Genomic DNA, 22,654 nt, shown 5'->3' with positions numbered 1-22,654 from the left:
CTCGGCCAGATCAACCCGGTAGCCTTCGAGCACCAGCTCACCACCGCGGCAGACCAAGCCGCTTAACCGATGTCCACGAAACGGGGTCAACCCCAGAGGTCGACGCGGCGTTGTGGGAGGGGTTGTTGAACGGGCCGTTGGCCGCGCCGGAGCCCGACGGGGACGGGGGCCTGGATCTGCGGTCGCCGGGGCAGCGGCGGTATGACGCGTTGTGGTTGGTGCTGAATCGTGGTTTGTCGAACCCGGGGGCCCCGCCCTCCAGCGGGCGGGCCTCGGTGATGGTCACGGTGAAGGCTGACCCGGCCACGGGCCGTCCGGTCGGGGCGGCGTTCACGCACCTGTCCCGGGTGTTGGACGCGGACCAGGCGGGCCGGTTCGCGTGTATCGGGGATGTCACGCCGATCGTGCTGGGTGAGCACGGGGAGCCGTTGCGTCTGGGGCGGACGGTGCGGTTGGCCACGCCGGGACAGTTCAAGGCGTTGATGGTGCGTGATGGGCAGTGCACCTACCCGGGGTGCAGTGTGCCCGGCACCTGGTGCGATGCGCATCACCTGGTCTGGTGGTGCCGCGGCGGCGGGACGGACATCATGTTCCTGGTGCTGTTGTGTCCGCGGCACCACACCCTGGTCCACGAGCAAGACCTGATGGCCACCGTCACAGGGTCCACCGTGACCTGGCACGTATAACGACCACGCCCCACAGCCCGACCCCACCGGCCGGGCCCACAGCCATGCCCGGACATCAGCCCCCGCCCCGCCACGAGGATCCCGCGCCGAGGATCCCCCGCCGTGCCACGAGGATCCCCCGCCGTGCCACGAGGATCCCGCGCCGAGAGCGAGGGAGCGCCGTCCTCCCTGCCGCCTACTTGTCGATGTCGCCGACCACGAAGAACGTCGAGCCCAGGATGGCGACCATGTCACCGATCAGGGCGCCGGGCAGCAGCTCGGAGAGGACCTGCACGTTGTTGAACGACGCGGACCGCAGCTTCAACCGCCACGGGACCTTGTCTCCGCGACTCACCAGGTAGTAGCCGTTGAGGCCGAGCGGGTTCTCGGTCGCGAAGTAGTGCTCGCCCTCGGGCACCCGCAGCACCTTGGGGAGCTTGACGTCGATCGGCCCGTCCGGCAGCCCGCGCAGCACCTCGGTGCACCGGTCCGCCAGGTCGAGGCTGACATGCACCTGCTCGAGCAGGACCTGGAGGCGGGCGTAGCAGTCGCCCGCGGTTCGCGTCACGACGCGGCCGGGGCCGTCCGGCCCGAACAGCTCGGCGTACGCCAGGTAGGGCTCGTCACGGCGCAGGTCCACGTCGAGACCGGAGGCGCGGGCGATCGGCCCGGACACGCCATACTGCCGAACCTGCTCCGTCGTCAGCACGCCCACGCCGACGGTGCGGCCGCGCAGGATCGGGTTGTCGACCAGCATCCCCTCCAGGTCGGGCATCCGTCGCCGCACGGCCGCCACCGCCTCGTCGACCCGGTCCAGCCACCCCTCCGGGATGTCCTCGCGCAGCCCACCGATGCGAGCGATCATGTAGTGCATGCGGCCGCCGGAGATCTCCTCCATCACGGCCTGCAGCTCCTCGCGCTCACGGAAGGCGTAGAAGATCGGCGTGATCGCGCCCAGCTCCAGCGGGTAGGAGCCCAGGAACATCAGATGGTTGAGCACCCGGTTGAGCTCGGCCAGCAGCGTCCGAGTCCAGGTGGCACGCTCGGGCACCTCCATGCCGAGCATGTGCTCGACGGTCAGCGCGACCCCGATCTCGTTGCTGAACGCCGAGAGCCAGTCGTGACGGTTGGCCAGCACCATGATCTGCCGGTAGTCGCGCACCTCGAAGAGCTTCTCGGCACCGCGGTGCATGTAGCCGACGATCGGTTCGGCCGCCACGATGCGCTCACCGTCGGCGGTGATCCGCAGGCGCAGCACACCGTGGGTCGCGGGGTGCTGCGGCCCGATGTTGAGCACCATCTCGGTAGTGGTCAGCCCGGCCGTCCCCAGCCCGATGTCGAGTTCTCTGTGCGGCACCCTCCCCACGCTAGCCGAGGTGACCGGCCCCGCGGAGCGTCATGGCCCACCAGAACCCGCCGAGTCCGGTGGGGCGGGTCAGCGTCGCCACGGCGTTGGCCCGGCTGAGGCTGTGCAGGTATGCCGCGGGGTCGGCCCGGGCGAGCTCGTGCGGCGGCAGGTCTGCCGGACCGAGCAGGTCGTGCAGGGCCTCCCGCTGGGTCCGCAGCAGCTCGGCCCCGAGTGTGTCGACGGCGACGTGGGCCGTCAGGTCGCACGAGCCGTCCGGGACCGGTGTCACCTGTGCGCCGTCGCGATAGCCGGTCAGCGTCCCGTCGCGCGGCCTGGTGTCACGGGTGTGGCCGTAGTCGACGACCAGCACCACTCCCTGCGTCACCCGTGAGACCAGCTCCGCGTATGCCGTGTCGCGGGGGAGCCCGACCTCGGCCCGTCCCACGTGGTCCGGCACGTGACGGCTCAGCCAGTCGAGGTCAGCGCCGTCCACCGGTGGTCCGGTGCGTTCCGCCCCGTCAGGGCGGACCTGGAGGTGTCGCCAGGTGCCGTCGGCCTGCCGGGTCGCGACGGGGCACGGCACGACGTCGAGCCACTCGTGGGCCACGACCAGGGTGTCGGTGAGGTCACGCAGTCCCTCCGGCAGCCCCGGGCCGCCGGGCGAGCGGAGCCATCCCGTGCCGTCCGGGAGGTGATCGGGACGGACGACGACGTCGACCCCGACCAGGTCGACAGCCCGGCGGCCACCGCGGGTCTGCGGGTCTGCTGGGGTCAGACGGTCTGCCCGGGCCAGCTCGTGCAGCAGCTCCCCGCGGCCTGCGGCGACCTCCACGATGCGGGTGAGCCCGTGCCGGTCCGCGAGGACCAGCAACGCCTCCGCGAGCAGCGCACCGGTGGTGCCGAGCCCCTGTGCGGACGTCGCGAAGTGCTCGGCGGGGGCAGAACGGCGGTAGAAGCCCTCCGGCCCGTACAGCGCAGACCGCCACGCGTCGTCCCACCGCTGCCAGGTCACCGGCCCAGTCTGCCTGCCCTGTCGGACCGTGGGTGCACGATGGGGGCATGCAGACCGACCGCCGCACACACGCTCCCGGCACCATGGCCGATGGTGCGCAGGACCCTGACGCGCCTGTCCCCGGCACACCGTGGCGGACTCCGGCCGGGCCGAGCTCGCACCACGTGGTCGTGGACAGCCCGATCGAGGAGCTGACGCTGGTGTGCGACGGCGCGGCACTCACCGGCGTCTACATGGCGGTGCACCGGCACACCGATCGCACCGGCTGGGGTGAGCGCGTGCGTTTGGAGGACGCCTCGACCCCCGCGGTGCTGCGCGACGCGGCGACCCAGCTGTCGGCATACTTCGCCGGAGAGCTGACCGACTTCGACCTGCCACTGGCTCCCCGGGGCACGCAGTTCCAGCACCTGGTCTGGGCCGAGCTGCTCACGATCCCGTTCGCGGAGACGCGCAGCTACGGTGAGCTGGCGACCAGGTTGGGCAACCCGGGCGCGTCCCGCGCCGTCGGGCTGGCCAACGGCCGCAACCCGATCTCGATCGTCGTCCCGTGCCACCGCGTGGTGGGCTCCACCGGTCAGCTCACCGGCTACGGCGGCGGGATCGACCGCAAGCGGACACTGCTGGCGCTGGAGGAGCGAGTGGGCGGTCGTTCGCTCTGGTGACGCCGCCGTCGCGGTCGTCGGCATGAGGTGTGTCACCATCGGGGTCCGTGGGCTGGCCACAACTCGGAGAGCTGCGGCTGCGCTGGGTACCCTGAGGCGGTGACTCACACCCCCGCCACCGAGCCCGAGGTCGCCCCTACCGACGAGCAGGCCTCCGACGTCCCCGAGCAGGTCAGGGTGCGCACCGCCAAGCGGGCCCAGATGCTGGCGGAGGGGTCGGAGCCCTACCCGGCCCACGTTCCGGTGACCCACACGATCGGCGAGGTGCGGGAGCAGTGGGGACACCTGGAGACCGGTGAGGAGACCGCCGACGAGGTCGGTGTGTCCGGTCGTGTCGTGTTCGTGCGCAACACGGGCAAGCTGTGCTTCGCCAGCCTGCAGTCCGGGGACGGCACCCGCCTCCAGGTCATGCTGAGCCTGGCCGAGGTCGGCGAGGAGTCCCTGGCCTCGTGGAAGGCGCTGGTCGATCTGGGTGACCACGTGTTCGTCCACGGCCGGGTCATCTCCAGCCGGCGCGGTGAGCTCTCCGTGATGGCACGCACCTGGCAGATGGCGAGCAAGGCCCTGCAGCCTCTCCCCGTGCTCCACAAGGACCTCTCCGAGGAGCAGCGGGTCCGCCGCCGCTACGTCGACCTGATCGTCCGTGACGAGGCGCGGCAGATGGTCCTGTCGCGCGCCGCGATGATCCGCGCCATCCGCCGTGTCCTCGAGGACGACGGCTACACCGAGATCGAGACGCCCGTCCTGCAGGCGGTGCACGGTGGCGCCACGGCGCGTCCTTTCCACACCCGGCTCAATGCCTTTGACATGCCGATGACGATGCGCATTGCCCTCGAGCTGTACCTGAAGAGGGCGGTTGTCGGAGGAATTGAACGGGTCTACGAGATCGGTCGGGTCTTCCGTAACGAAGGTATTGACTCAACGCACAGCCCCGAGTTCACGATGCTCGAGGCCTATCAGGCCTACGGCGACCAGGAGACGATGGCGGATCTCACCCGGCGAATGGTCCTCGCTGCCGCCGATGCGGCAGTCGGTTCCCGCCAGGTCGAGACCGCACTCGGCACCGTGGATCTCGACGCCGAGTGGACCTGGTTGCCGTTCTATGACGCCCTTTCGGCGGAGGTTGGCACTGCTGTTGATGTTGAAACAGGAACCAATGAGCTTGTTCGTATTGCCGCCGAGCGGGAGGTGCCGATCGACGCGGCCTGGGACGGTCCCAAGATCGCTCTCGAGCTGTTCGGCGAATTGGTGGAGCCGACAATCGTCGCTCCGACCTTTGTCTGCGACTATCCCGCGGCCGCGCAGCCGCTGGCGCGACCGCACCGGACCAAGCCGGGCCTGATTGAGGCCTGGGACCTGATTATCGCGGGCACCGAGAGAGGCACCGCCTTCACCGAGCTCATCGACCCGGTCATCCAGCGGCAGCGCCTGACCGAGCAGTCTCTGCTTGCGGCACAGGGGGACCCGGAGGCCATGCAGCTCGACGAGGACTTCCTGCGTGCCCTGGAGCACGCCGCTCCGCCGATGGGTGGTCTGGGCATCGGGATCGATCGCATCCTGATGCTTCTCATGGGTGTCGGCATCCGGGAAACGATCTTGTTCCCCTTTGTGAAGCCGGAGGTCTGACATGGCATGGTGGGACACTGTGTGGCCGATTCTTGCGGCGCTCATCCCGTCGGCCGGGCTTCTCTTTCTGTTCTTCCTCATCCTCAAGCGCATCGTGGAGGCTGATCGCCGTGAGCGCGCCGCCGAACGCCGTTGGGAGGCGGAACGCGAGGCGATGCGCGAGGAGTCAGACGGCTCATCGTCAACCCAGGACTAACGGGATTCGCAGCCTTGCGGGAGGCGTCGGTGCACGCACTGGAAGATGTGAGCAACCTGTGAGTTTGGTCATGGTAGAGCCGAGAGGCGCGGGTTGTATTTCTCCAGGGGTCAAATGATTTGCGTTCCTGCTATTCTGAATAGTAGATTGCCGTGGCCGCCCAAAGGCGGCCATGAAGTCATAGACGAAGGAGCGCGCATGGCCCAGCGAGTACAGGTGATTCTGGTTGACGATCTCGATGGCGGGGAGGCAACCGAATCAGTGGAGTTCGCCCTCGATGGCGTGACCTACGAGGTGGACCTGTCTGATGCCAATGCCGCCAAGCTGCGTGACGACTTCGCTCAGTGGATCGGCGTCGCGCGTCGTTCCGGCGGTCGCCGTCAGACCCGCCGCGCAGGTCGCGTCGGTGGCGCCTCCGGAGCCTCCCGCGACGAGCTCGCCCGCATGCGCGAGTGGGGCCGTGAGAACGGCTTCAAGGTGAGTGACCGCGGTCGCGTCTCCAAGGAGCTGCAGGAGGCCTACGCGGCCGCCATGGGCAACTGACGCACCAGATCAGCACGTCGGCCGAGCCGGCCCGGACCACACGGTCCGGGCCGGCTCGCTGCGTCAACGCACGTGGTCGGGAGCGGTAGGCCCGTCGGCTCGCGGCGTCAACGCACGTGGTCGGGAGCGGTAGGCCCGTCGGCTCGCGGCGTCAACGCACGTGGTCGGGAGCGGTAGGCCCGTCGGCTCGCTCCGTCAGCCCAGGAGCTCGTGGAACGGCATCTGGGTGAGGGTCGCCCGGCCGGCCGCGGCCTCCTCGATCTCGTCCCAGCTCCGGGGCGCTGCGGCGTTCGGTTGCTCGCGCCCGCGCAGCGACAGCGGGCAGATGGTCGTCTTGGCCGAGTTGTTCTGTGACCAGTCCAGGAAGATCTTGCCGCCCCGCTTGGCCTTGGTCATCTGCCAGAGCACCAGGTCGGGGTGCTGCTCGGTGAGCTGCTGCGCCAGGGCCTTGGTCACGGCGCTGACCTCGTCGGAGCTGCGCACACCGTCCAGCTCGGCATACAGCTGCATGCCCTTGCTGCCGCTGGTGACCGGCTCCACGTCCAGTCCCACGGCGGACAGGCGCTCCTGGACGAGCAGCGCCACCCGGGCGCACTCGGCCAGCCCGGCGCCGGGTCCCGGGTCCAGGTCGATGACGAGGCGGTCCGGTGGCTGGGGCGCCCCGTCCTCATCCACCCGCCACTGGGGGACGTGCAGCTCCAGCGACCCGAGGTTGACCAGATAGACCAGGCCCGCGAGGTCCTCCACCAGGGGATAGGTCACTGTCGCGCGGCCGGAGCGTGAGCCGTGACCGGTGATGGTCACCCTGGGCAGCCAGTCCGGCACACCACTGGGCACGTTCTTCTCGAAGAAGCTCTCTCCCGCCACGCCGTGCGGCCACCGGATCCGCGTCACCGGCCGGCCGGCGAGCCGCGGCAGAAGCCGGTCGGCGATCTGCACGTAGTAGTTGAGCACCTCGCCCTTGGTGGTGCCGGTGGCGGGATAGATGACCTTGTCGAGGCTGCTGACGCGCAGCGTCCGCCCCGCCACGTGCACGCTCTGCACCTCACCGGTGGCCATCAGTCCTCCCGCTGTGCGTCGGTGCCCGCCTCGTCGGAGGCTGAGCGTGGAGCGTCACCGGGGCCGGTCTCCGCCAGGTCCCCGCCGGGGTCCTGGGTGGCCACCTCCTGTGGTGTGAGGTCCTGGGGCGTGAGGTCGCTGCGCCACCCCTTGTAGGCCGGCTGGCGCAGCCGTCCACCGGTGGTCGCGCCGAGCGAGGCGACCTCCACCACCAGCTCCGGGGCCAGCCAGGTCGCGCCCGCACGGTCCGGCCCCGGCACGTCGTCGACGAAGGGGCACGGGCCGACCGGCACGCTGCTGATGAGCTCCGCGAGGCGGGCTCCGGCCCGGCCCGCCAGCCCGCTGCCGACGCGGCCGCGAAAGGTGAGCCCGCCGGGCACCGGGAGCCCGACGAGCAGGGAGCCCAGCCGGCTGCGCCCCGTCTCGGGTCGCCAGCCGCCCACGACCAGGCTGGCCGTGGAGCGGTGGGGGAACTTGAGCCAGTCCGCGCTCCGTGCCCCCGGCTGGTAGGTGCTCGTCACACGCTTGCTGACGATGCCCTCGAGCCCCTGCTCAGCCGTCGCGCGCCACAGGCCCGGCCCGTCGGCATACTGGGGAGAGACCTGCCAGCGGGGGCGGTCGGTGAGGATGTCCTCCAGGGCCGACCGGCGGGCGGACCAGGGGAGCGGGGTCAGGTCCAGCCCGTCGAGACCGATCAGGTCGAAGGCCAGGTATGTCGTGGGGCGCCGGTCTGCGAGCATGCGCGCCCGGGCCGCGGAGGTGGTGTGGACCCGTTCGACCAGCTGGCTGAAGGACTGGGCGCCGTCGACGAAGGTCACCGCCTCCCCGTCGAGGACCAGGTCGTGTCCGAGCGTCCCCAGCCCGGCCAGCTCCGGGAAGGCCACCGTGACGTCCCGCTCGGTGCGGGTCGTCAGCCGCAGCGCCCCGTCCCTGACGGTCGCGATGAGCCGGATGCCGTCCCACTTGATCTCGTGCGCCCAGCCCGGTCCCTCCGGGACGCCCGCGCGGTCAGCGGTCCCCGGGCCCGGGGTGGCGAGCATGGGTCTCATGGGTCCATCCTGTAACAGTGAGAGCGATCTGGAAGGGTGCCGTGTCGTTCGGGCTGGTCAATGTGCCGGTCCGTCTCTACACCGCGACCGAGAACCATGACCTGAGCTTCCATCAGGTGCGCCGGTCCGACGGGAGCCGGATCCGCTACAAGCGGGTCGCGCAGGCGGACGGTGAGGAGGTGCCCTACAAGGAGATCGCCAAGGGCTATGAGACCGAGGACGGCAAGTCCGTGATCCTCACCGAGGAGGACCTGGCCTCGCTGCCCAACCGGTCGAGCAAGGAGATCACCGTCGAGAAGTTCGTGCCGATCGAGCAGATCGACCCGATCCTCTACGACAAGCCCTACTACATCGAGCCCGACGCCATGGGGGCCAAGGCCTACGGGCTGCTGCGTGAGGCGCTCCGCGAGAGCGAGCGGGTCGCCGTCGTGACCATCTCGGTGCGGACCCGGATGACCATGGCGGTTCTCCGGGTGATCGACGAGGTCATCGTCCTGCAGACCCTGCTGTGGCCCGACGAGATCCGGGACGCCGGCCAGCTCAACAACCTGGACGAGGTGTCCGAGCCCAAGGACTCCGAGGTCGCGATGGCCCGGATGCTCATCGACTCCATGGCCGGCGACTTCGAGCACGAGGAGCACGAGGACGACTACCAGATCGCCGTCGAGGCCCTGGTGCGCTCCAAGATCGAGGGCGGTGAGGTGACCGAGTCGCCCGACCAGGCCGAGGAGGAGGACTCCGGCGAGGTGGTGGACCTGCTCGCCGCCCTGCAGCGCAGCGTGGACCGCGCCAAGTCCGCCCGCGGCGAGGGCGACGCCTCGGAGGACGACTCCGGAAGCGGGCAGAAGTCGACCGGTGCGAAGTCGACTGCAAAGAAGACCACGAGCACGAAGACGCCGGCCAAGAAGACGGCCGCCAAGAAGTCCACGGCCAAGAAGACGGCCGCCAAGAAGTCCAGCGGTTCGAGCGCCAAGAAGGCGGGCTGACCCTGGTCAGGGCTGTAGCGACCTCGATCAGGGTGGGAGGCCGACCCTGGTCAGGGTGGGGGGCTGACCCTGGTCAGGGTGCGGTGGTCACACCTGCGTCGCCGGTGGGGGACCCGGTCCGGCTCTCCTGGTCCGTCTCGCTGACCTTGCTCGGGCTGCAGCCGTAGGCCATGTCCATCTCCTTGACCAGACGGGTGAGCGACTCGGGCAGCATCTCCGTGGCGGCGCCCTGGGTGTCCAGCTGCGCGCGCACCACGAAGACGTAGGGGACCTCGGGGGTGTCCGGGCTCCGGTTGGCCTCGGGCTTGCACGGCACCACGGACACCGCCAGGGTGTCCGCGATGTAGGAGACGCCCAGGTGCTCCGGCCCCGGGACGACGCCCTCGAGGGCCTTCACCTCGGCCAGGCGCTCGTCCGCCAGGTTGGGGATGTTGCGGTGCATGGACAGGCTCATGGCGACCTCGGTGTCACCACTGTCGGTCGGCACCACGACGTCGCACCGGTACTCGTCCTTGGTGGCGAGCGACTCGACCTCGAGGGCCTCGTCCGAGCGGCCGCCCGTCGCGGCGTCGACGGCCTCCTTCTCGATGAGCCGGCAGAACCAGTCGGGGTCCTGCGGCGCGGCTGCCTCGTTGGTCGGGGCGTCCGAGGAGGTCGCGGTCTCGTCCGTGTCCTCGTCCCCCGAGGTGCACGCGGCCAGTGCCGTCGTCGTCAGGAGGAGGAGGGACAGGGCGGCCGGGGTGCGACGCTGCATGGCAAGAGCTCCTAGTCGGCCGGGTCGGCCGTCGTGGGTGGTGCAGCGGTGATTATGGACCACCATCCTGAGCGTCCGCTCCGTGCGGGATGGGAGCCGTGGGGAAGAGGCCATGGGCATCGCGGGGGACGGGCACGGGCCCTGGCTGCTACGCCGAGGGCGAACAGGGGTGGTCAGGGTGCCCTCGTGTGGAACAGTGCTCCGCACGATCGCGTTGGGCACAGCAGACGCAAGTAGCATCAGGGTATGGCGTGTGTCGCGGCAAGCGCCGGCAGGCAGACACCAGCCCGGATCGATTGTCAGGAGTGACGATGTTCGAACGGTTTACCGACCGCGCCCGCCGAGTGGTGGTGCTCGCGCAGGAAGAAGCGCGGATGCTCAACCACAACTACATCGGCACTGAGCACATTCTGCTCGGCCTCATCCACGAGGGAGAAGGGGTTGCCGCCAAGGCGCTGGAGACCCTGGACATCTCCCTGGATGCCGTCCGTGAGCAGGTCCAGGAGATCATCGGCCAGGGGCAGCAGTCGCCCACCGGCCACATCCCCTTCACCCCCCGTGCCAAGAAGGTCCTCGAGCTGAGTCTGCGGGAGGGCCTCCAGCTCGGCCACAACTACATCGGCACCGAGCACATCCTGCTCGGCCTGATCCGCGAGGGCGAGGGCGTCGCCGCCCAGGTGCTGATCAAGCTCGGCGCCGACCTCAACCGGGTCCGCCAGCAGGTCATCCAGCTGCTCTCCGGCTACCAGGGCAAGGAGGCTGCCACCGCCGGTGTCGGCCAGGGCGCCCAGGAGGGCAACCCCGCCGGCTCCCTGGTCCTCGACCAGTTCGGGCGCAACCTGACCCAGGCTGCCCGCGAGGGCAAGCTGGACCCCGTCATCGGTCGCGAGAAGGAGATCGAGCGGGTCATGCAGGTGCTGTCCCGCCGCACCAAGAACAACCCGGTCCTCATCGGTGAGCCGGGCGTCGGCAAGACCGCCGTCGTCGAGGGACTCGCCAGCGACATCGTCCGCGGTGAGGTCCCGGAGACGCTGAAGGACAAGCAGCTCTACACGCTCGACCTCGGGTCCCTGGTGGCCGGGTCGCGCTACCGCGGTGACTTCGAGGAGCGCCTCAAGAAGGTCCTCAAGGAGATCCGCACCCGTGGCGACATCATCCTGTTCATCGACGAGATCCACACCCTCGTCGGGGCGGGTGCCGCCGAGGGCGCCATCGACGCCGCCAGCATCCTGAAGCCGATGCTGGCCCGCGGTGAGCTGCAGACCATCGGTGCCACCACGCTCGACGAGTACCGCAAGCACATCGAGAAGGACGCGGCACTCGAGCGGCGGTTCCAGCCGATCCAGGTCAACGAGCCGACCCTGGCCCACGCGATCGAGATCCTCAAGGGTCTGCGCGACCGCTACGAGGCACACCACCGCGTGTCGATCACCGACGGTGCCCTCGTGGCTGCCGCGACGATGGCCGACCGCTACGTCAACGACCGCTACCTGCCGGACAAGGCGATCGACCTGATCGACGAGGCCGGTGCCCGGTTGCGCATCCGCCGGATGACCGCACCGCCGGACCTGCGGGAGTTCGACGACAAGATCTCGCACACCAAGCGCGAGAAGGAGTCGGCGATCGACGCCCAGGACTTCGAGAAGGCCGCGCGTCTGCGGGACGAGGAGCACAAGCTCACCCAGGCCCGGGCCGAGCGGGAGAAGGAGTGGAAGTCCGGTGACATGGACGTCGTCGCCGAGGTCGACGACGAGCTGATCGCCGAGGTCCTCGCCGCTGCCACCGGCATCCCGGTCATCAAGCTGACCGAGGAGGAGTCCAGCCGCCTGCTCAACATGGAGAACGAGCTGCACAAGCGGATCGTCGGCATGAACGACGCCATCTCCGCGCTGTCCCAGGCGATCCGGCGCACCCGCGCCGGGCTGAAGGACCCGCGCCGTCCGGGTGGCTCGTTCATCTTCGCCGGACCGACCGGTGTCGGCAAGACCGAGCTGGCCAAGACGCTGGCCGAGTTCCTGTTCGGTGACGAGGACGCGCTGATCACCCTCGACATGTCCGAGTACTCCGAGAAGCACACGGTCTCGCGGATGTTCGGTTCGCCCCCCGGCTACGTCGGTTACGAGGAGGGTGGCCAGCTGACCGAGAAGGTCCGGCGCAAGCCGTTCTCCGTGGTCCTGTTCGACGAGGTCGAGAAGGCGCACCCCGACATCTTCAACAGCCTCTTGCAGATCCTGGAGGACGGTCGCCTGACCGACGCCCAGGGCCGGGTGGTCGACTTCAAGAACACGGTCATCATCATGACGACCAACCTGGGCACCCGGGACATCGCCAAGGGCATCTCGCTCGGCTTCTCCGGTGGCAACGACGGCAGCAGCGACTACGAGCGCATGAAGAACCGGGTCACGGACGAGCTCAAGCAGCACTTCCGCCCCGAGTTCCTCAACCGCGTGGACGACACCATCGTCTTCCCGCAGCTGTCGCAGGAGGAGATCGTCCAGATCGTGGACCTGATGATCGCCAAGCTGGACGAGCGGCTCCACGACAAGGACATGGGCCTCGAGCTCACGCCCACGGCCAAGAAGCTGCTCGCGGTCAAGGGCTACGACCCCGTGCTCGGCGCCCGGCCGCTGCGTCGGGCGATCCAGCGCGAGATCGAGGACGCCCTGTCCGAGAAGATCCTCTACGGCGAGCTGACGCCCGGACAGATCGTCCTGGTCGACGCGACGGCCGAGGACAAGTCCGGCGAGTTCACCTTCTCCGGCGCGGAGAAGTCGCGCACGCCCGACACCGTGCCGGTCGGTGAGGCCTCAGGAGTGGTCCCCGGTGGTGACACCGGCTCGTCCGAGTCCAGCGCCTGACCCGACCAGCTGACAGGCCACCCGCTGTGCTCCGGCACAGCGGGTGGCCTCTCTCGTGCCTCGAACAGCTGCCCCGTGCCGACTACGCCGGGGTCGGACGAGCCGGCACGATGACCTAGGTTTGGGGCGTGCCCCTGCATCTGCATCAGACCGAAGACCCCCACGCGTTCAACGACGCCGTCGCAGCCCTGCCGCTGAGCAGCCCCCTCCAGGGCTGGGCCTACGGCGAGGCCCGGCGCGTCCTCGGGCAGCAGCCGCTGCGCTATCTCATCAGGAACGACCAGGGCAGCACCGTCGGCGCCGTGCAGCTCCTCCGCAAACCCCTGGTGCCCGGCGTCAGCGTCCTCTACGCACCGCGCGGTCCCGCCCTGGAGTCACTCGACCAGCTTCCCGACCTCGCCGGGCCGCTGCGCAGGCTCGCCCGCCGCACCGACGCCTACCTGAAGGTCGAGCCGCCGAGCCCGGTCCCCGTGGGTCGCCCGGACGACCTGATCACGGTGGACTACGAGGCCGACCAGGCCACGATCCCGGGGGCTATCGGCCCGTTCCAGCGCTCGCAGACCGAGCAGCCCGAGCACACCATCCTCGCCGACCTCACGGCCAGCGAGGACGAGATGTTCGCCGGCCTGCACAAGATGGCCCGACGCAACGTGCGCACCGCCGAGCGGATGGGTGTCGAGGCCGGGCGGGACGACGACTTCGAGGCCTTCTGGGAGATCTTCCACGCCACCAACGAGCGCGCGACCCTGGGCTCGTTCCCGCGCGTGTACTACGAGACGCTCCGCGCCGCGGGCAACGAGTTCGGCGGAGAGGCCTACACAGTGCTGTCCCGGCACGAGGGCAAGGCGCTGGCTGGCGGTTTCTTCCTCGGGCTGGGCGACACCACCGCCTACCTGTACGGCGGGAGCATCCGGGACGAGCGTCCCCCGAGCACCGGCGACAAGCGCAAGGACGCCAAGGCACCCGACGCGTTCTACTGGAACGCGATGCTGGACGCCAAGGAGCACGGCTACCAGACGTTCGACTTCTGGGGCATCCCCCGCGTGCTCGATGAGTCCAAGCACTCCTTCGGCGTCTTCAAGATGAAGCTCAAGTTCAGCACCCAGCGGGTGTGGTTCCCCGCCTACGACCTGCGCCTGTCACCCCTGGCGCCGCCGTTGGTCAAGGCGCTGCGGCTGCGTCGCGACCTGCTCAACAAGCGCAGCCGGGGCACCGTGGACGACATCCTCTGACCTCACACTCCCGACCCTGAAGGGTCGGACGTCTGGCCAGGAGTGCTCAACCTTTCGCCACGGTTGGGTCATTTCTGGGTCAAGACCCTTGCCTCCTCGGGCCAGGTCGTGGATAAAGGGGTCACGCACCCGGGCAGGGCGGGTGTGCGGGCACGGGGAGGTGTTGCGCGTGGAGCGGGTCGACCACGTCGCTGCGCCCGGCTCTGCGAGGCAGTCCCTCGTCCTCATCGTCGCCGCCACCGTCGAGGAGCGCATCGCCCTCACGGCCGGGCTGGGGGCCGCCGCGCCGATCCTCGTCGCCAGCGACCTCACCCAGGCGCGTCAGGTGCTGGCGAGGCTCCCCGGGGCCTCCGGTCGGTCACCGGGCCACGGGCCCCGGCGGGAACCGTCCCGCGGGGCCCGGGTCACCGGCCAACCACCCGGGTCTCCCCGCGCCTCCGAGCGCGGCGCCGCCCGTCTTCCGGCCACGCTGCGGCTCCGTGAGGACCGGCTCTCCCTCGCGCTGGCGGACCGGGAGGTGCAGCTCACGAGCCTCGAGTTCGCGCTGCTGGCCCACCTGCTCCCGCGTGTCGGCGAGGTCGTCACGTTCGAGAAACTGTCCCAGGTCGGTTGGCGCACCACCTACCTCGGCAACGGCGCCCACATGCATGCGGCGATCGGCCGGCTGCGCATCAAGCTGGCCGACCTGGGGGCGCCGGTGGCTCTCGAGGCGGTGCGGGGCCTGGGCTTCCGGCTCGTGCAGCGCCCCACGGTGAATGCCCTACGGGAGGCGGTCGGCAACTGACCGAGGGTCTCCAACACCGTCCTCACCAGGGCGGTGATGTCGTGATGGCATCTCGGATCAGGTTGTCCGACAGTTGTTTACGTTGTCCATGTGTTGCCCATGTGAAGTCGTTGTCCCACTCTCAGGCTTTTCCTAGGTTCGGTTGCTAACCGGGGGATCTCCCCGGCATCACCCACCGTATGGAGGAGGAGTCGTGGCCGTACACGGACACCGTGCGCGCCGATGGCTGGCATCAGTAGCCGGCGCATCGCTCATCGCATCGGGGTTAGGTATGACCGGCGCGAGCGCCGAGCCTGCGCTGCCGCAGGCAGAGGTCGGCGCCAACAAGGTCAAGGAGGAGGTGACCGCCCAGCTGGAGGAGAAGGGCGCCACCGACTTCTGGGTGCGTTTCGACGCGCGCCCCGATATGTCGCAGTTCACCACGATCGACGACTGGGACGCGCGCGGGAAGGCGGTCTACTCCGCCCTCACCGACACCGCGGAAGCGAGCCAGAAGGAGATCCGTGCCCAGCTCGACGCCGACGGCGTCGAGTACAAGGCCTACTGGGCCACGAACGCGATCCGTATCCAGGGTGGTGACCAGGACCTGGTGCTGTCGCTCGCCTCGGACACCGGCGTCGAGGGGATCTACCCGACCACGACCTATGACGCGCCCGAGCTCGAGAAAGGGGAGCCCGAGATGGCCCCCTCCGCGGTGGAGTGGGGTGTCGCCGACATCAACGCCGACGACGTCTGGAGCACGTACGGCGTGCACGGCGAGGGCATCGTGGTGGGCAACATCGACACCGGTGTCCAGTACGACCACCCGGCGCTGGTGAACCAGTACCGCGGGAACAACGGCGACGGGACCTTCACCCACGACTACAACTGGTTCGACGCGGCCGGCAGCTCGCCGGACCGGCCGGCCGACAACAACGGCCACGGCACCCACACGATGGGCACCATGGTCGGTGACGACGGTGGCGAGAACAAGGTGGGCGTCGCTCCCGGAGCGACCTGGATCGCAGCCAACGGGTGCTGCCCCACCGACCAGGCCCTCATCGACTCGGCCCAGTGGATGCTGGCACCGACCGATCTCAACGGGGAGAACCCCGACACGTCCAAGCGACCCCACATCATCAACAACTCCTGGGGCACCACGCTGCCGAGCAACGACCCCTTCATGGAGGACCTGATCGAGGACTGGGATGCGATGGGCATCTTCAGCCTGTGGGCGAACGGCAACAGCGGACCCGCCTGCAACACGTCGGGTGCTCCGGGAAGCCGGATCATCACCTACTCGGTCGGCAACTACAACTCGAGCCACACCATCTCGAACACCTCGGGCAAGGGCTATGGCCAGGACGGTGAGATCAAGCCGAACATCGCCGCACCGGGCTCCAACGTCCGCTCCACGGTTCCGGGCAACGGCTACGCCAACTACAGCGGGACGTCGATGGCTGCTCCGCACGCTGCGGGCGCCGTCGCGCTCCTGTGGTCGGCGGCCCCCGGACTGGTCGGTGACATCGCGGGCACGCGCGCGCTGCTCGACGGCACCGCGATCGACACCGAGAACCTCATCTGCGGTGGGACCGCAGCCGACAACAACGTCTTCGGTGAGGGCCGTCTGGATGCCCTGGCCCTGATCGAGGCAGCACCGACCGGTGACACCGGCACCCTGAACGGTGCCGTGACCGACGCCGGGACGGGTGACGCCCTGGCGGGCGCCTCCGTCGAGGTCGTCGGCCCGATCAACCGCTCGCTGGTCACCGGCGACGCGGGTGACTACTCCGTCCTCCTGGTCGCCGGCGACTACACGGTCACGGCCTCCAAGTTCGGCTACGGCACCGAGACCGTCAACGCCACCGTCACCGCTGACGGCACGGTGACCGTCGACTTCGCCCTGGACGCCTCGCCGAGCGCGACCGTCTCCGGCACGGTCACGGACGGCTCCGGACACGGCTGGCCCCTCTACACCAAGGTGACGGCGGCCGGCACCGGCGTGAACGCCTACACCGACCCGGCGACGGGCGAGTACTCGCTCAACCTGCCGACAGGTGCGACGTACACCCTGGAGTTCGTGGCCCAGTACCCGGGCTACACCACCACCACGACCGAGGTCACGGTCGACGGCGCGATGACCCACGACGAGCAGATCCTGGTCGACGTGGAGACCTGCACCGCCCCCGGCTACTCCTACGTCGTGGAGGGGGTCACCGAGTCCTTCGACGGCACGGAGGTCCCCGCGGGTTGGCAGGTCATCGACCACGCCGACACGGGCGACGTGTGGGCGTTCAACAACCCCAAGAACCGCGACAACCTCACCGGTGGTGAGGGCAACTTCGCGATCCTCGACTCCGACTACTACGGCAGCAGCGGGGCGCAGGACACCTCGCTGGTCAGCCCGTCGATCGACATGTCGGCGCTGACCGCACCCGCGGTCGGCTTCAAGCAGGACTGGCGTGGCCTCGGCGACGACCTGGCCGACGTGGACGTGTCCATCGACGGTGGTCAGACCTGGACGACCGTCCTGTCGCAGGACCTGTCGGTCCGCGGCCCGAACGAGCAGTTCCTGCAGCTGCCCATGGCGGCAGGTCAGTCGGACGTGCAGGTCCGGTTCCACGGTCACCTGATGGAGTACGACTGGTGGTGGGAGGTCGACGACGTCTTTGTCGGCAACCGCGACTGTATGCCGACCGTCGCCGGCGGCTACGTCGTCGGCACCGTCTCGGGTGCGGACACCGGTGAGGGCATCGTCGGTGCGACGGTGACCAGCGTCGGGGCCCCGGAGGAGACCGGCACCACGGTCGCCACCCCGGACAACGACAACCTGGACGACGGCTTCTACTGGATCTTCTCGACGCTGACCGGTGCGCACGACTTCGAGGCCACCGCCCGCAACCACGAGAGCCAGACCCAGAGCATCGACGTCGCTGCAGACGGTGCCGTCCGGGCGGACTTCACCCTCGGCTCCGGGTTCGTGGAGATCGACCCCACGGCGATCACCACCTACCTGGAGCTCGGCGACTCCGTCGGGGACACCCTCACTCTCACCAACACCGGCTCCGGCGCTGCCGAGGTGCAGCTGTCCGAGGTCGGTGGTGACTTCGAGATCCTGCGTGCCGACGGCACCAAGGAGCTCATGAGTGAGATGCACGAGACCGAGGGCGCTCCGCTGCAGGAGATCAAGGCCGAGGTCTCGTTCGCTCAGCAGTCGACGTCGAGCATGTCGACCGCTGACGAGTCCGACCGCGGGGCCGCGGAGGCGCCGTGGACGGACCTGCCTCAGCTGGGTTCGACCAACATGGACGGTCGGGCCGTCAGCCTGGACGGCACCTGGTACCTCATCGGTGGTGGCTCCGGCTCGGCGTCGTACGACACCGTGCAGCGCTACGACGCGGAGGCCATGGCGTGGACACCGGTGGCGTCGCTGCCCAGTGCACGCAACGCGGTGACCGCTGGTGTCGTCAACGGTCAGATCGTCGTCTCCGGCGGTTGGGTGTCGAGCGGCACCACCGCTCAGACCCTGGTCTACGACGACGGCGCGGACAGCTGGACTCCGGTGGCGGACAACCCCTCTGCGGTCTCCGCCGCGGGCCAGGCTGTCGCCGACGGCCGGCTGTACTCGGTCGGTGGGTGCACCACCTCCTCCTGCACGCCGATGTCGAACGCCGTTACGGCCTACGACCCGGCGAGCGACACCTGGGAGACCCTCGCCGACTACCCGGTGGCCGTGGCCTTCGCGTCCTGCGCCGGGATCGACGGTGAGGTCTACTGCACCGGTGGCAACAGCGGTGCCGGCGGCGTGGCCGACAGCTACGTCTACAGCCCGGACGCCAACAGCTGGACGGCGATCGCGGACGCTCCGGTGGACACCTGGGCGAGCCAGTACGCCGGGGCCAACGGGATGCTCATCGTCAACGGCGGTGTGCAGGGTGGCACGATCACCAACGCCACCTTCGCCTACGACCCGAGCCAGGACGCCTGGGTCGACCTGCCCAACTCCAACACCGCGGTCTACCGTGGTGCGGCGGCGTGCGGGCTCGGCAAGTTCGGTGGCTCCTCGGGCAACTTCAACGCCACGCGCGACGCCGAGCACCTGCCCGGCTTCGACGAGTGTGGTGCTGGTGGTGCGGACATCACGTGGCTCTCCCTGAGCGCCACGGAGCTCACCATCCCCGCCGGTGAGAGCGTCACGGTTGACGTCACCACCGACGGCAACGTCGCCCAGCCGGGTGTCTACACGGCCGGCATCCGGGTCAGCACCAACACCCCGCAGTCGTTCGACGCCATCCCGGTGACGATGAACGTCTCGCCTCCCCGTGCGTGGGGCAAGGTGATGGGCAACGTCTCCGGTGCGGACTGTGACGGTGCGACGGTCGCGATCGACGGAGCCACCGTCGACATCACGCCGAAGCGCGGTGGCCACGCCGGTTGGGTGCTCGCCACCGACAGCGAGGGTGGCTATGCCACCTGGGTGAACACCCAGAACACCAAGGGTGGCGTGCAGATCATCGCCGCAAAGGACGGGTGGCGCCCGCAGTTCGCCGACACCAACCCCATGCGTGGCGGGGTCCGCACGGTGAACTTCACGCTGCCGAAGGTGGGGTGCTGACCCTCACCTGAGAGACCGTAGGACGGGACGGCCCGTCCGGAGCAACAGCTCCGGGCGGGCTGTGCCGTGTCGGACGACGGTCAGGAGACCGGATTCAGGCCGATCACCCCGTGTCGGACGACGGTCAGGAGACCAGCTTCAGGCCGATCACCCCGGAGACGATGAGCACCAGGCAGAGGATGCGCGCCAGCGAGGCCGGCTCTCCCAGGGCGATCATGCCGTAGACCGCAGTGGTGACGGCACCGACCGCGACCCACACGGCATACCCGGTGCCGACCGGGATCTCGCGCAGCCCGTAGGCCAGGCCGCCCATCGACACCACGAGCGCGCCGCCGAACAGCAGACTCGGTCCGAGACGGGTGAAACCCTCGGTCTTGGCCAGCGCAACGGCCCACACGGCCTCGAGCAACCCGGACACGATGAGGACGAACCAGTACATGAGCACTCCAGTGCAGCCGTCGTCAGGACCGGGTACGTGCTGCGCCTCGTCCGGGGTCAGCCTGGATCCGCCGACCAGTCTTTTTTGTAGCACGGGGGGCCGCTCCCGCAAAGCCGGCGCGGGGGCCGAGGTGGCGGGAACGCCGGGTCCGGCCGAACGATGTCCGGTGCCGCCCGGTCCGCACCGAAAGGTCGACCGGACGGTGCTGATCACACCGCTATTACTTTTGGTTAAAGGCTTGCCCAAGTCTGTTGCCTTACCGTCGGGTACACGGAAAGTTGGGGGGCGGCCGCGAGGGGCGCGGGGCAGGGAGCGGGTGGATGACTCAGGTCGTGGCGTCGGAGCCGGTACGCGAGCCAGACGAGGCGCCACGACCGGCTGCGCTGGTCGTCCTGGTGGCCCCGACCGCCGAGGAGCGAAGCGCCCTGCTGGCCCAGCTGGACCCCGGGGCCGCCGTGCTGATCGTCACCTCCCTCGAGATGGCCCAGGACCTGATGGGTCCCGCCCAGCCCCGGGGCGTGGCGCCGGCGGAGCGGGGGCAGGTGGGGGACCGGCAGCCGGGTCAGGGTGTGCGCATCCACGAGGACCGGCGCACCGTCGGCTTCGGCACCGTCGAGGTGACGCTGACTCCCCTGGAGTTCGCGCTGCTGCGCCGTCTGATCGCCGAGCCCGGCAGGGTCTGGCGCTTCGACGAGCTGGTTCGCGAGGTGTGGGGGACCGATCACCTCGGGGACGCCAGCCAGGTGCACGCGGTCGTCAAACGGCTCCGCGCCAAGCTGGCGCGCGAGCGCGCACCGGTCATCATCGAGGCCGTGCGCGGCGTCGGCTTCCGTGCCGTGCGGCCCAGGACGCGGTGCTCCTAGCCCGGAGACCCTCAGCCGGTGGGTAGCCGGACGCGGTCGTCCCCGTCCCACTCGGCCAGCCCGTCACTGAGCAGCCCGTCCAGTGACCGGGCGAACTGCGCGGCATCCGGCCAGGCCGCGCGCAGGTCGGCCACCGGCACGGCGTCGGCCGACTCCCGCAGCCGCCCCACGATCACCCCGCGGCACTGCCGGTCGGTGCCCGCCCAGGCCTGCACCCGGCGGGGCGGGCCGTCATACGGCGGCGACCCGGCAGCGACCCAGGCACAGCGGTCCCGCAACGGACAGTCCGCACAACCGGGGGACCGTGCCGTGCAGACCAGCGCCCCCAGCTCCATCACCGCGACGCTCCACCGGGCCGCGGTGGCGGGGTCCGCCGGCAGCAGCTGCTCCGCCAGGCGCAGCTCTGCGGCAGTCAGGGTGGGCGCCGGCAGGGCGACGCCGCTGACCGCCCGGGCCTGGACGCGCCGCACGTTGGTGTCGACGACGGCCGCGCGGAGACCGAAGGCGAACGCGCCCACGGCCGCGGCGGTGTACTGCCCGATGCCGGGGAGGGCCAGCAGGGCCCCGAGGTCGTCCGGCACCTGGCCGCCGTGCTCCGCGGTCAGCGCGACCGCGCAGGCGTGCAGCCGCAGCGCACGGCGCGGGTAACCCAGGCGCCCCCAGGCCCGCACCGCCTCACCCGGAGCCTCTGCGGCCAGGTCGGCCGGCTCCGGCCAGCGCGCCAGCCACTCGCGCCAGACCGGCTCGACGCGGGCGACGGGCGTCTGCTGCAGCATGACCTCCGAGACGAGCACGCCCCAGGGCGTCGCACCGGGCTGGCGCCACGGAAGGTCGCGGGCGTGCGCGGCATACCAGTCCAGCAGGGGAGAGAGTATGCGGGAGGGCTGGGTCGCGGTGCTCACACGTAGCGTTCGAGGATGCTCGACTCGGCCAGGCGGGACAGTCCCTCACGCACGGCCCGGGCGCGGCCCTCACCGACGCCCTCGACCGTCATCAGGTCCTCGAGGCTGGCCGACAGCAGCGCCTGGAGGCTGCCGAAGCGCTCGACCAGCCGGTCGATCACCACCGCCGGCAGGCGCGGGATGCGGGAGAGGAGCCGGTAGCCGCGGGGGCTCACGCTGGCATCCAGGCCGTCCCCGACGACGGTGAAGCCGAGGCACCGGGCGGCCGAGGTCAGGTCCAGCAGGTCGCTGCCGCTGACCGACGACAGGCAGTCCAGCACGGTCTGGACGGAGGCGCCGTCGGTGACGTGGCCGGCGTAGTCCCGGATCACCAGCTCGCGGTCGTTGCCGAGCCCGCCGGTGAACTCATCCAGCTGGAGGTTCATCAGCCGCCCGTCGGTGCCGAGCTCCAGGGCGTACTGCGCGATCTCCTCGCTGATCCTGCGCACCATCTCGAGGCGCTGGAGCACGGCGGTGACGTCACGGATCGTGACGAGGTCCTCGATCTCCAGCGCCGACAGGTTGCTGCTGACCTCGTCGAGCCGAGACTTGTAGCGCTCGAGGGTCTGCAGGGCCTGGTTGGCGCGCGACAGGATCGCGGTGGAGGCCTCGAGGACGTGACGCAGGTTGCCGACGTAGATCGCCACGATCGCCATCGACTGGCTGACCGAGACCACGGGATGGCCGGTCTGTTTGGCGACCCGCTCGGCCGTGCGGTGCCGGGTGCCGCTCTCCTTGGTCTCGATCGAGGGGTCGGGCACCAGCTGCGTCGCGGCCCGCACGATGCGGGAGCCGTCGCGCTCGAGCACGATGGCGCCGTCCATCTTGGCCAGCTCGCGCAGCCGCGTGCTGGAGAACTCGATGTCGAGCTCGAAGCCGCCGGAGCAGATGGCCTCGACCGACCGGTCGTAGCCCAGCACCACCAGGGCGCCGGTCCGTCCCCTCAGGACCCGCTCGAGGCCGTCCCGCAGCTCGGTGCCGGGTGCGACCGCGGCCAGCGTCGAGCGCAGGGAGTCCTCATCACTGCGCTCCACCACTGTGCT

Annotated in this window: 19 protein-coding genes; 11 read left to right on the top strand and 8 right to left on the bottom strand. The window is 69.8% G+C overall.

The genetic code is table 11. The features are described 5' to 3' along the window. A partial coding sequence (locus DA085_RS13235; RefSeq protein WP_154402197.1) for an HNH endonuclease signature motif containing protein occupies positions 1 to 686 on the top strand: 686 nt, incomplete at its 5' end. A gap of 175 nt (positions 687 to 861) precedes the next feature. Here DA085_RS13235 and DA085_RS13230 read toward each other — a convergent pair. After that, positions 862 to 1,965, bottom strand: coding sequence for an NADH-quinone oxidoreductase subunit D (locus DA085_RS13230; protein ID WP_109473465.1), 1,104 nt, complete (start codon positions 1,963 to 1,965; stop codon positions 862 to 864). A gap of 67 nt (positions 1,966 to 2,032) precedes the next feature. Then, positions 2,033 to 3,025 carry an SAM-dependent methyltransferase gene (locus DA085_RS13225; RefSeq protein ID WP_109473440.1) on the bottom strand — a complete coding sequence of 331 codons (993 nt, stop codon included), beginning with the start codon at positions 3,023 to 3,025 and terminating at the stop codon, positions 2,033 to 2,035. A gap of 47 nt (positions 3,026 to 3,072) precedes the next feature. On the opposite strand from DA085_RS13225, the gene DA085_RS13220 reads away from it, so the two are divergent. The 4 genes from DA085_RS13220 (at position 3,073) to DA085_RS13205 (ending at position 6,052) form a co-directional block, all read left to right on the top strand. Beyond that, the gene (locus tag DA085_RS13220; RefSeq protein WP_237565494.1) at positions 3,073 to 3,687 is read left to right on the top strand and encodes a methylated-DNA--[protein]-cysteine S-methyltransferase; all 615 of its coding nucleotides are present in this window, start codon (positions 3,073 to 3,075) and stop codon (positions 3,685 to 3,687) included. Positions 3,688 to 3,786: 99 nt separating this feature from the next. Beyond that, on the top strand, positions 3,787 to 5,313 hold the full coding sequence (gene lysS, locus DA085_RS13215) for a lysine--tRNA ligase (RefSeq protein ID WP_109473439.1): 1,527 nt from the start codon (positions 3,787 to 3,789) through the stop codon (positions 5,311 to 5,313). Position 5,314: 1 nt separating this feature from the next. Beyond that, the gene (locus DA085_RS13210; protein ID WP_109473438.1) at positions 5,315 to 5,509 is read left to right on the top strand and encodes a hypothetical protein; all 195 of its coding nucleotides are present in this window, start codon (positions 5,315 to 5,317) and stop codon (positions 5,507 to 5,509) included. Positions 5,510 to 5,707: 198 nt separating this feature from the next. Next, positions 5,708 to 6,052, top strand: coding sequence for a histone-like nucleoid-structuring protein Lsr2 (locus DA085_RS13205; protein WP_109473437.1), 345 nt, complete (start codon positions 5,708 to 5,710; stop codon positions 6,050 to 6,052). Between the two features lie 195 nt (positions 6,053 to 6,247). On the opposite strand, the gene ligD (DA085_RS13200) is transcribed toward DA085_RS13205, so the two are convergent. Further along, a complete protein-coding gene (gene ligD, locus DA085_RS13200) occupies positions 6,248 to 7,111 on the bottom strand; it encodes a non-homologous end-joining DNA ligase (RefSeq protein ID WP_109473436.1) in 864 nt (287 codons plus the stop codon). Beyond that, on the bottom strand, positions 7,111 to 8,160 hold the full coding sequence (gene ligD / locus DA085_RS13195) for a non-homologous end-joining DNA ligase (protein ID WP_109473435.1): 1,050 nt from the start codon (positions 8,158 to 8,160) through the stop codon (positions 7,111 to 7,113). The genes ligD (DA085_RS13200) and ligD (DA085_RS13195) overlap by 1 nt, the downstream gene beginning before the upstream one ends. A 17-nt stretch (positions 8,161 to 8,177) precedes the next feature. Here ligD (DA085_RS13195) and ku point away from each other — a divergent pair, with 17 nt between their 5' ends. Beyond that, entirely contained in the window at positions 8,178 to 9,146 is a 969-nt protein-coding gene (gene ku / locus DA085_RS13190; protein WP_109473434.1) for a non-homologous end joining protein Ku, read from the top strand. 73 nt (positions 9,147 to 9,219) lie between these two features. On the opposite strand, the gene DA085_RS13185 is transcribed toward ku, so the two are convergent. Beyond that, positions 9,220 to 9,900: a hypothetical protein gene (locus tag DA085_RS13185; protein WP_109473433.1), complete on the bottom strand. Its 681-nt coding sequence runs from the start codon at positions 9,898 to 9,900 to the stop codon at positions 9,220 to 9,222. A gap of 311 nt (positions 9,901 to 10,211) precedes the next feature. On the opposite strand from DA085_RS13185, the gene DA085_RS13180 reads away from it, so the two are divergent. The 4 genes from DA085_RS13180 (at position 10,212) to DA085_RS13165 (ending at position 19,368) form a co-directional block, all read left to right on the top strand. Then, positions 10,212 to 12,758 carry an ATP-dependent Clp protease ATP-binding subunit gene (locus DA085_RS13180; protein ID WP_109473432.1) on the top strand — a complete coding sequence of 849 codons (2,547 nt, stop codon included), beginning with the start codon at positions 10,212 to 10,214 and terminating at the stop codon, positions 12,756 to 12,758. Positions 12,759 to 12,886: 128 nt separating this feature from the next. Continuing rightward, on the top strand, positions 12,887 to 13,990 hold the full coding sequence (locus DA085_RS13175) for a lipid II:glycine glycyltransferase FemX (protein WP_109473431.1): 1,104 nt from the start codon (positions 12,887 to 12,889) through the stop codon (positions 13,988 to 13,990). Positions 13,991 to 14,159: 169 nt separating this feature from the next. Further along, a complete protein-coding gene (locus DA085_RS13170) occupies positions 14,160 to 14,774 on the top strand; it encodes a winged helix-turn-helix domain-containing protein (RefSeq protein WP_161958500.1) in 615 nt (204 codons plus the stop codon). A 271-nt stretch (positions 14,775 to 15,045) separates the two neighbouring features. Beyond that, entirely contained in the window at positions 15,046 to 19,368 is a 4,323-nt protein-coding gene (locus tag DA085_RS13165) for a S8 family serine peptidase (protein ID WP_202619227.1), read from the top strand. A gap of 124 nt (positions 19,369 to 19,492) precedes the next feature. Here DA085_RS13165 and DA085_RS13160 read toward each other — a convergent pair whose 3' ends face one another. Further along, on the bottom strand, positions 19,493 to 19,807 hold the full coding sequence (locus DA085_RS13160; RefSeq protein ID WP_109473428.1) for a DMT family transporter: 315 nt from the start codon (positions 19,805 to 19,807) through the stop codon (positions 19,493 to 19,495). 320 nt (positions 19,808 to 20,127) lie between these two features. Here DA085_RS13160 and DA085_RS13155 point away from each other — a divergent pair, with 320 nt between their 5' ends. Then, positions 20,128 to 20,670, top strand: coding sequence for a winged helix-turn-helix domain-containing protein (locus tag DA085_RS13155; protein WP_109473427.1), 543 nt, complete (start codon positions 20,128 to 20,130; stop codon positions 20,668 to 20,670). Between the two features lie 11 nt (positions 20,671 to 20,681). Here DA085_RS13155 and DA085_RS13150 read toward each other — a convergent pair whose 3' ends face one another. After that, positions 20,682 to 21,572: an HhH-GPD family protein gene (locus DA085_RS13150; protein WP_202619226.1), complete on the bottom strand. Its 891-nt coding sequence runs from the start codon at positions 21,570 to 21,572 to the stop codon at positions 20,682 to 20,684. Further along, the gene (gene disA, locus DA085_RS13145) at positions 21,569 to 22,645 is read right to left on the bottom strand and encodes a DNA integrity scanning diadenylate cyclase DisA (protein ID WP_202619225.1); all 1,077 of its coding nucleotides are present in this window, start codon (positions 22,643 to 22,645) and stop codon (positions 21,569 to 21,571) included. Before disA ends, DA085_RS13150 begins: the two co-directional genes overlap by 4 nt. Between the last annotated feature and the right edge of the window lie 9 nt (positions 22,646 to 22,654).

The organism is Ornithinimicrobium cavernae (assembly GCF_003121625.1).
In the GTDB taxonomy this organism is placed as follows: domain Bacteria; phylum Actinomycetota; class Actinomycetes; order Actinomycetales; family Dermatophilaceae; genus Ornithinicoccus; species Ornithinicoccus cavernae.
The sequence above is the reverse complement of the archived record's forward strand: the minus strand, read 5'-3'. Positions and strand labels throughout refer to the sequence as shown.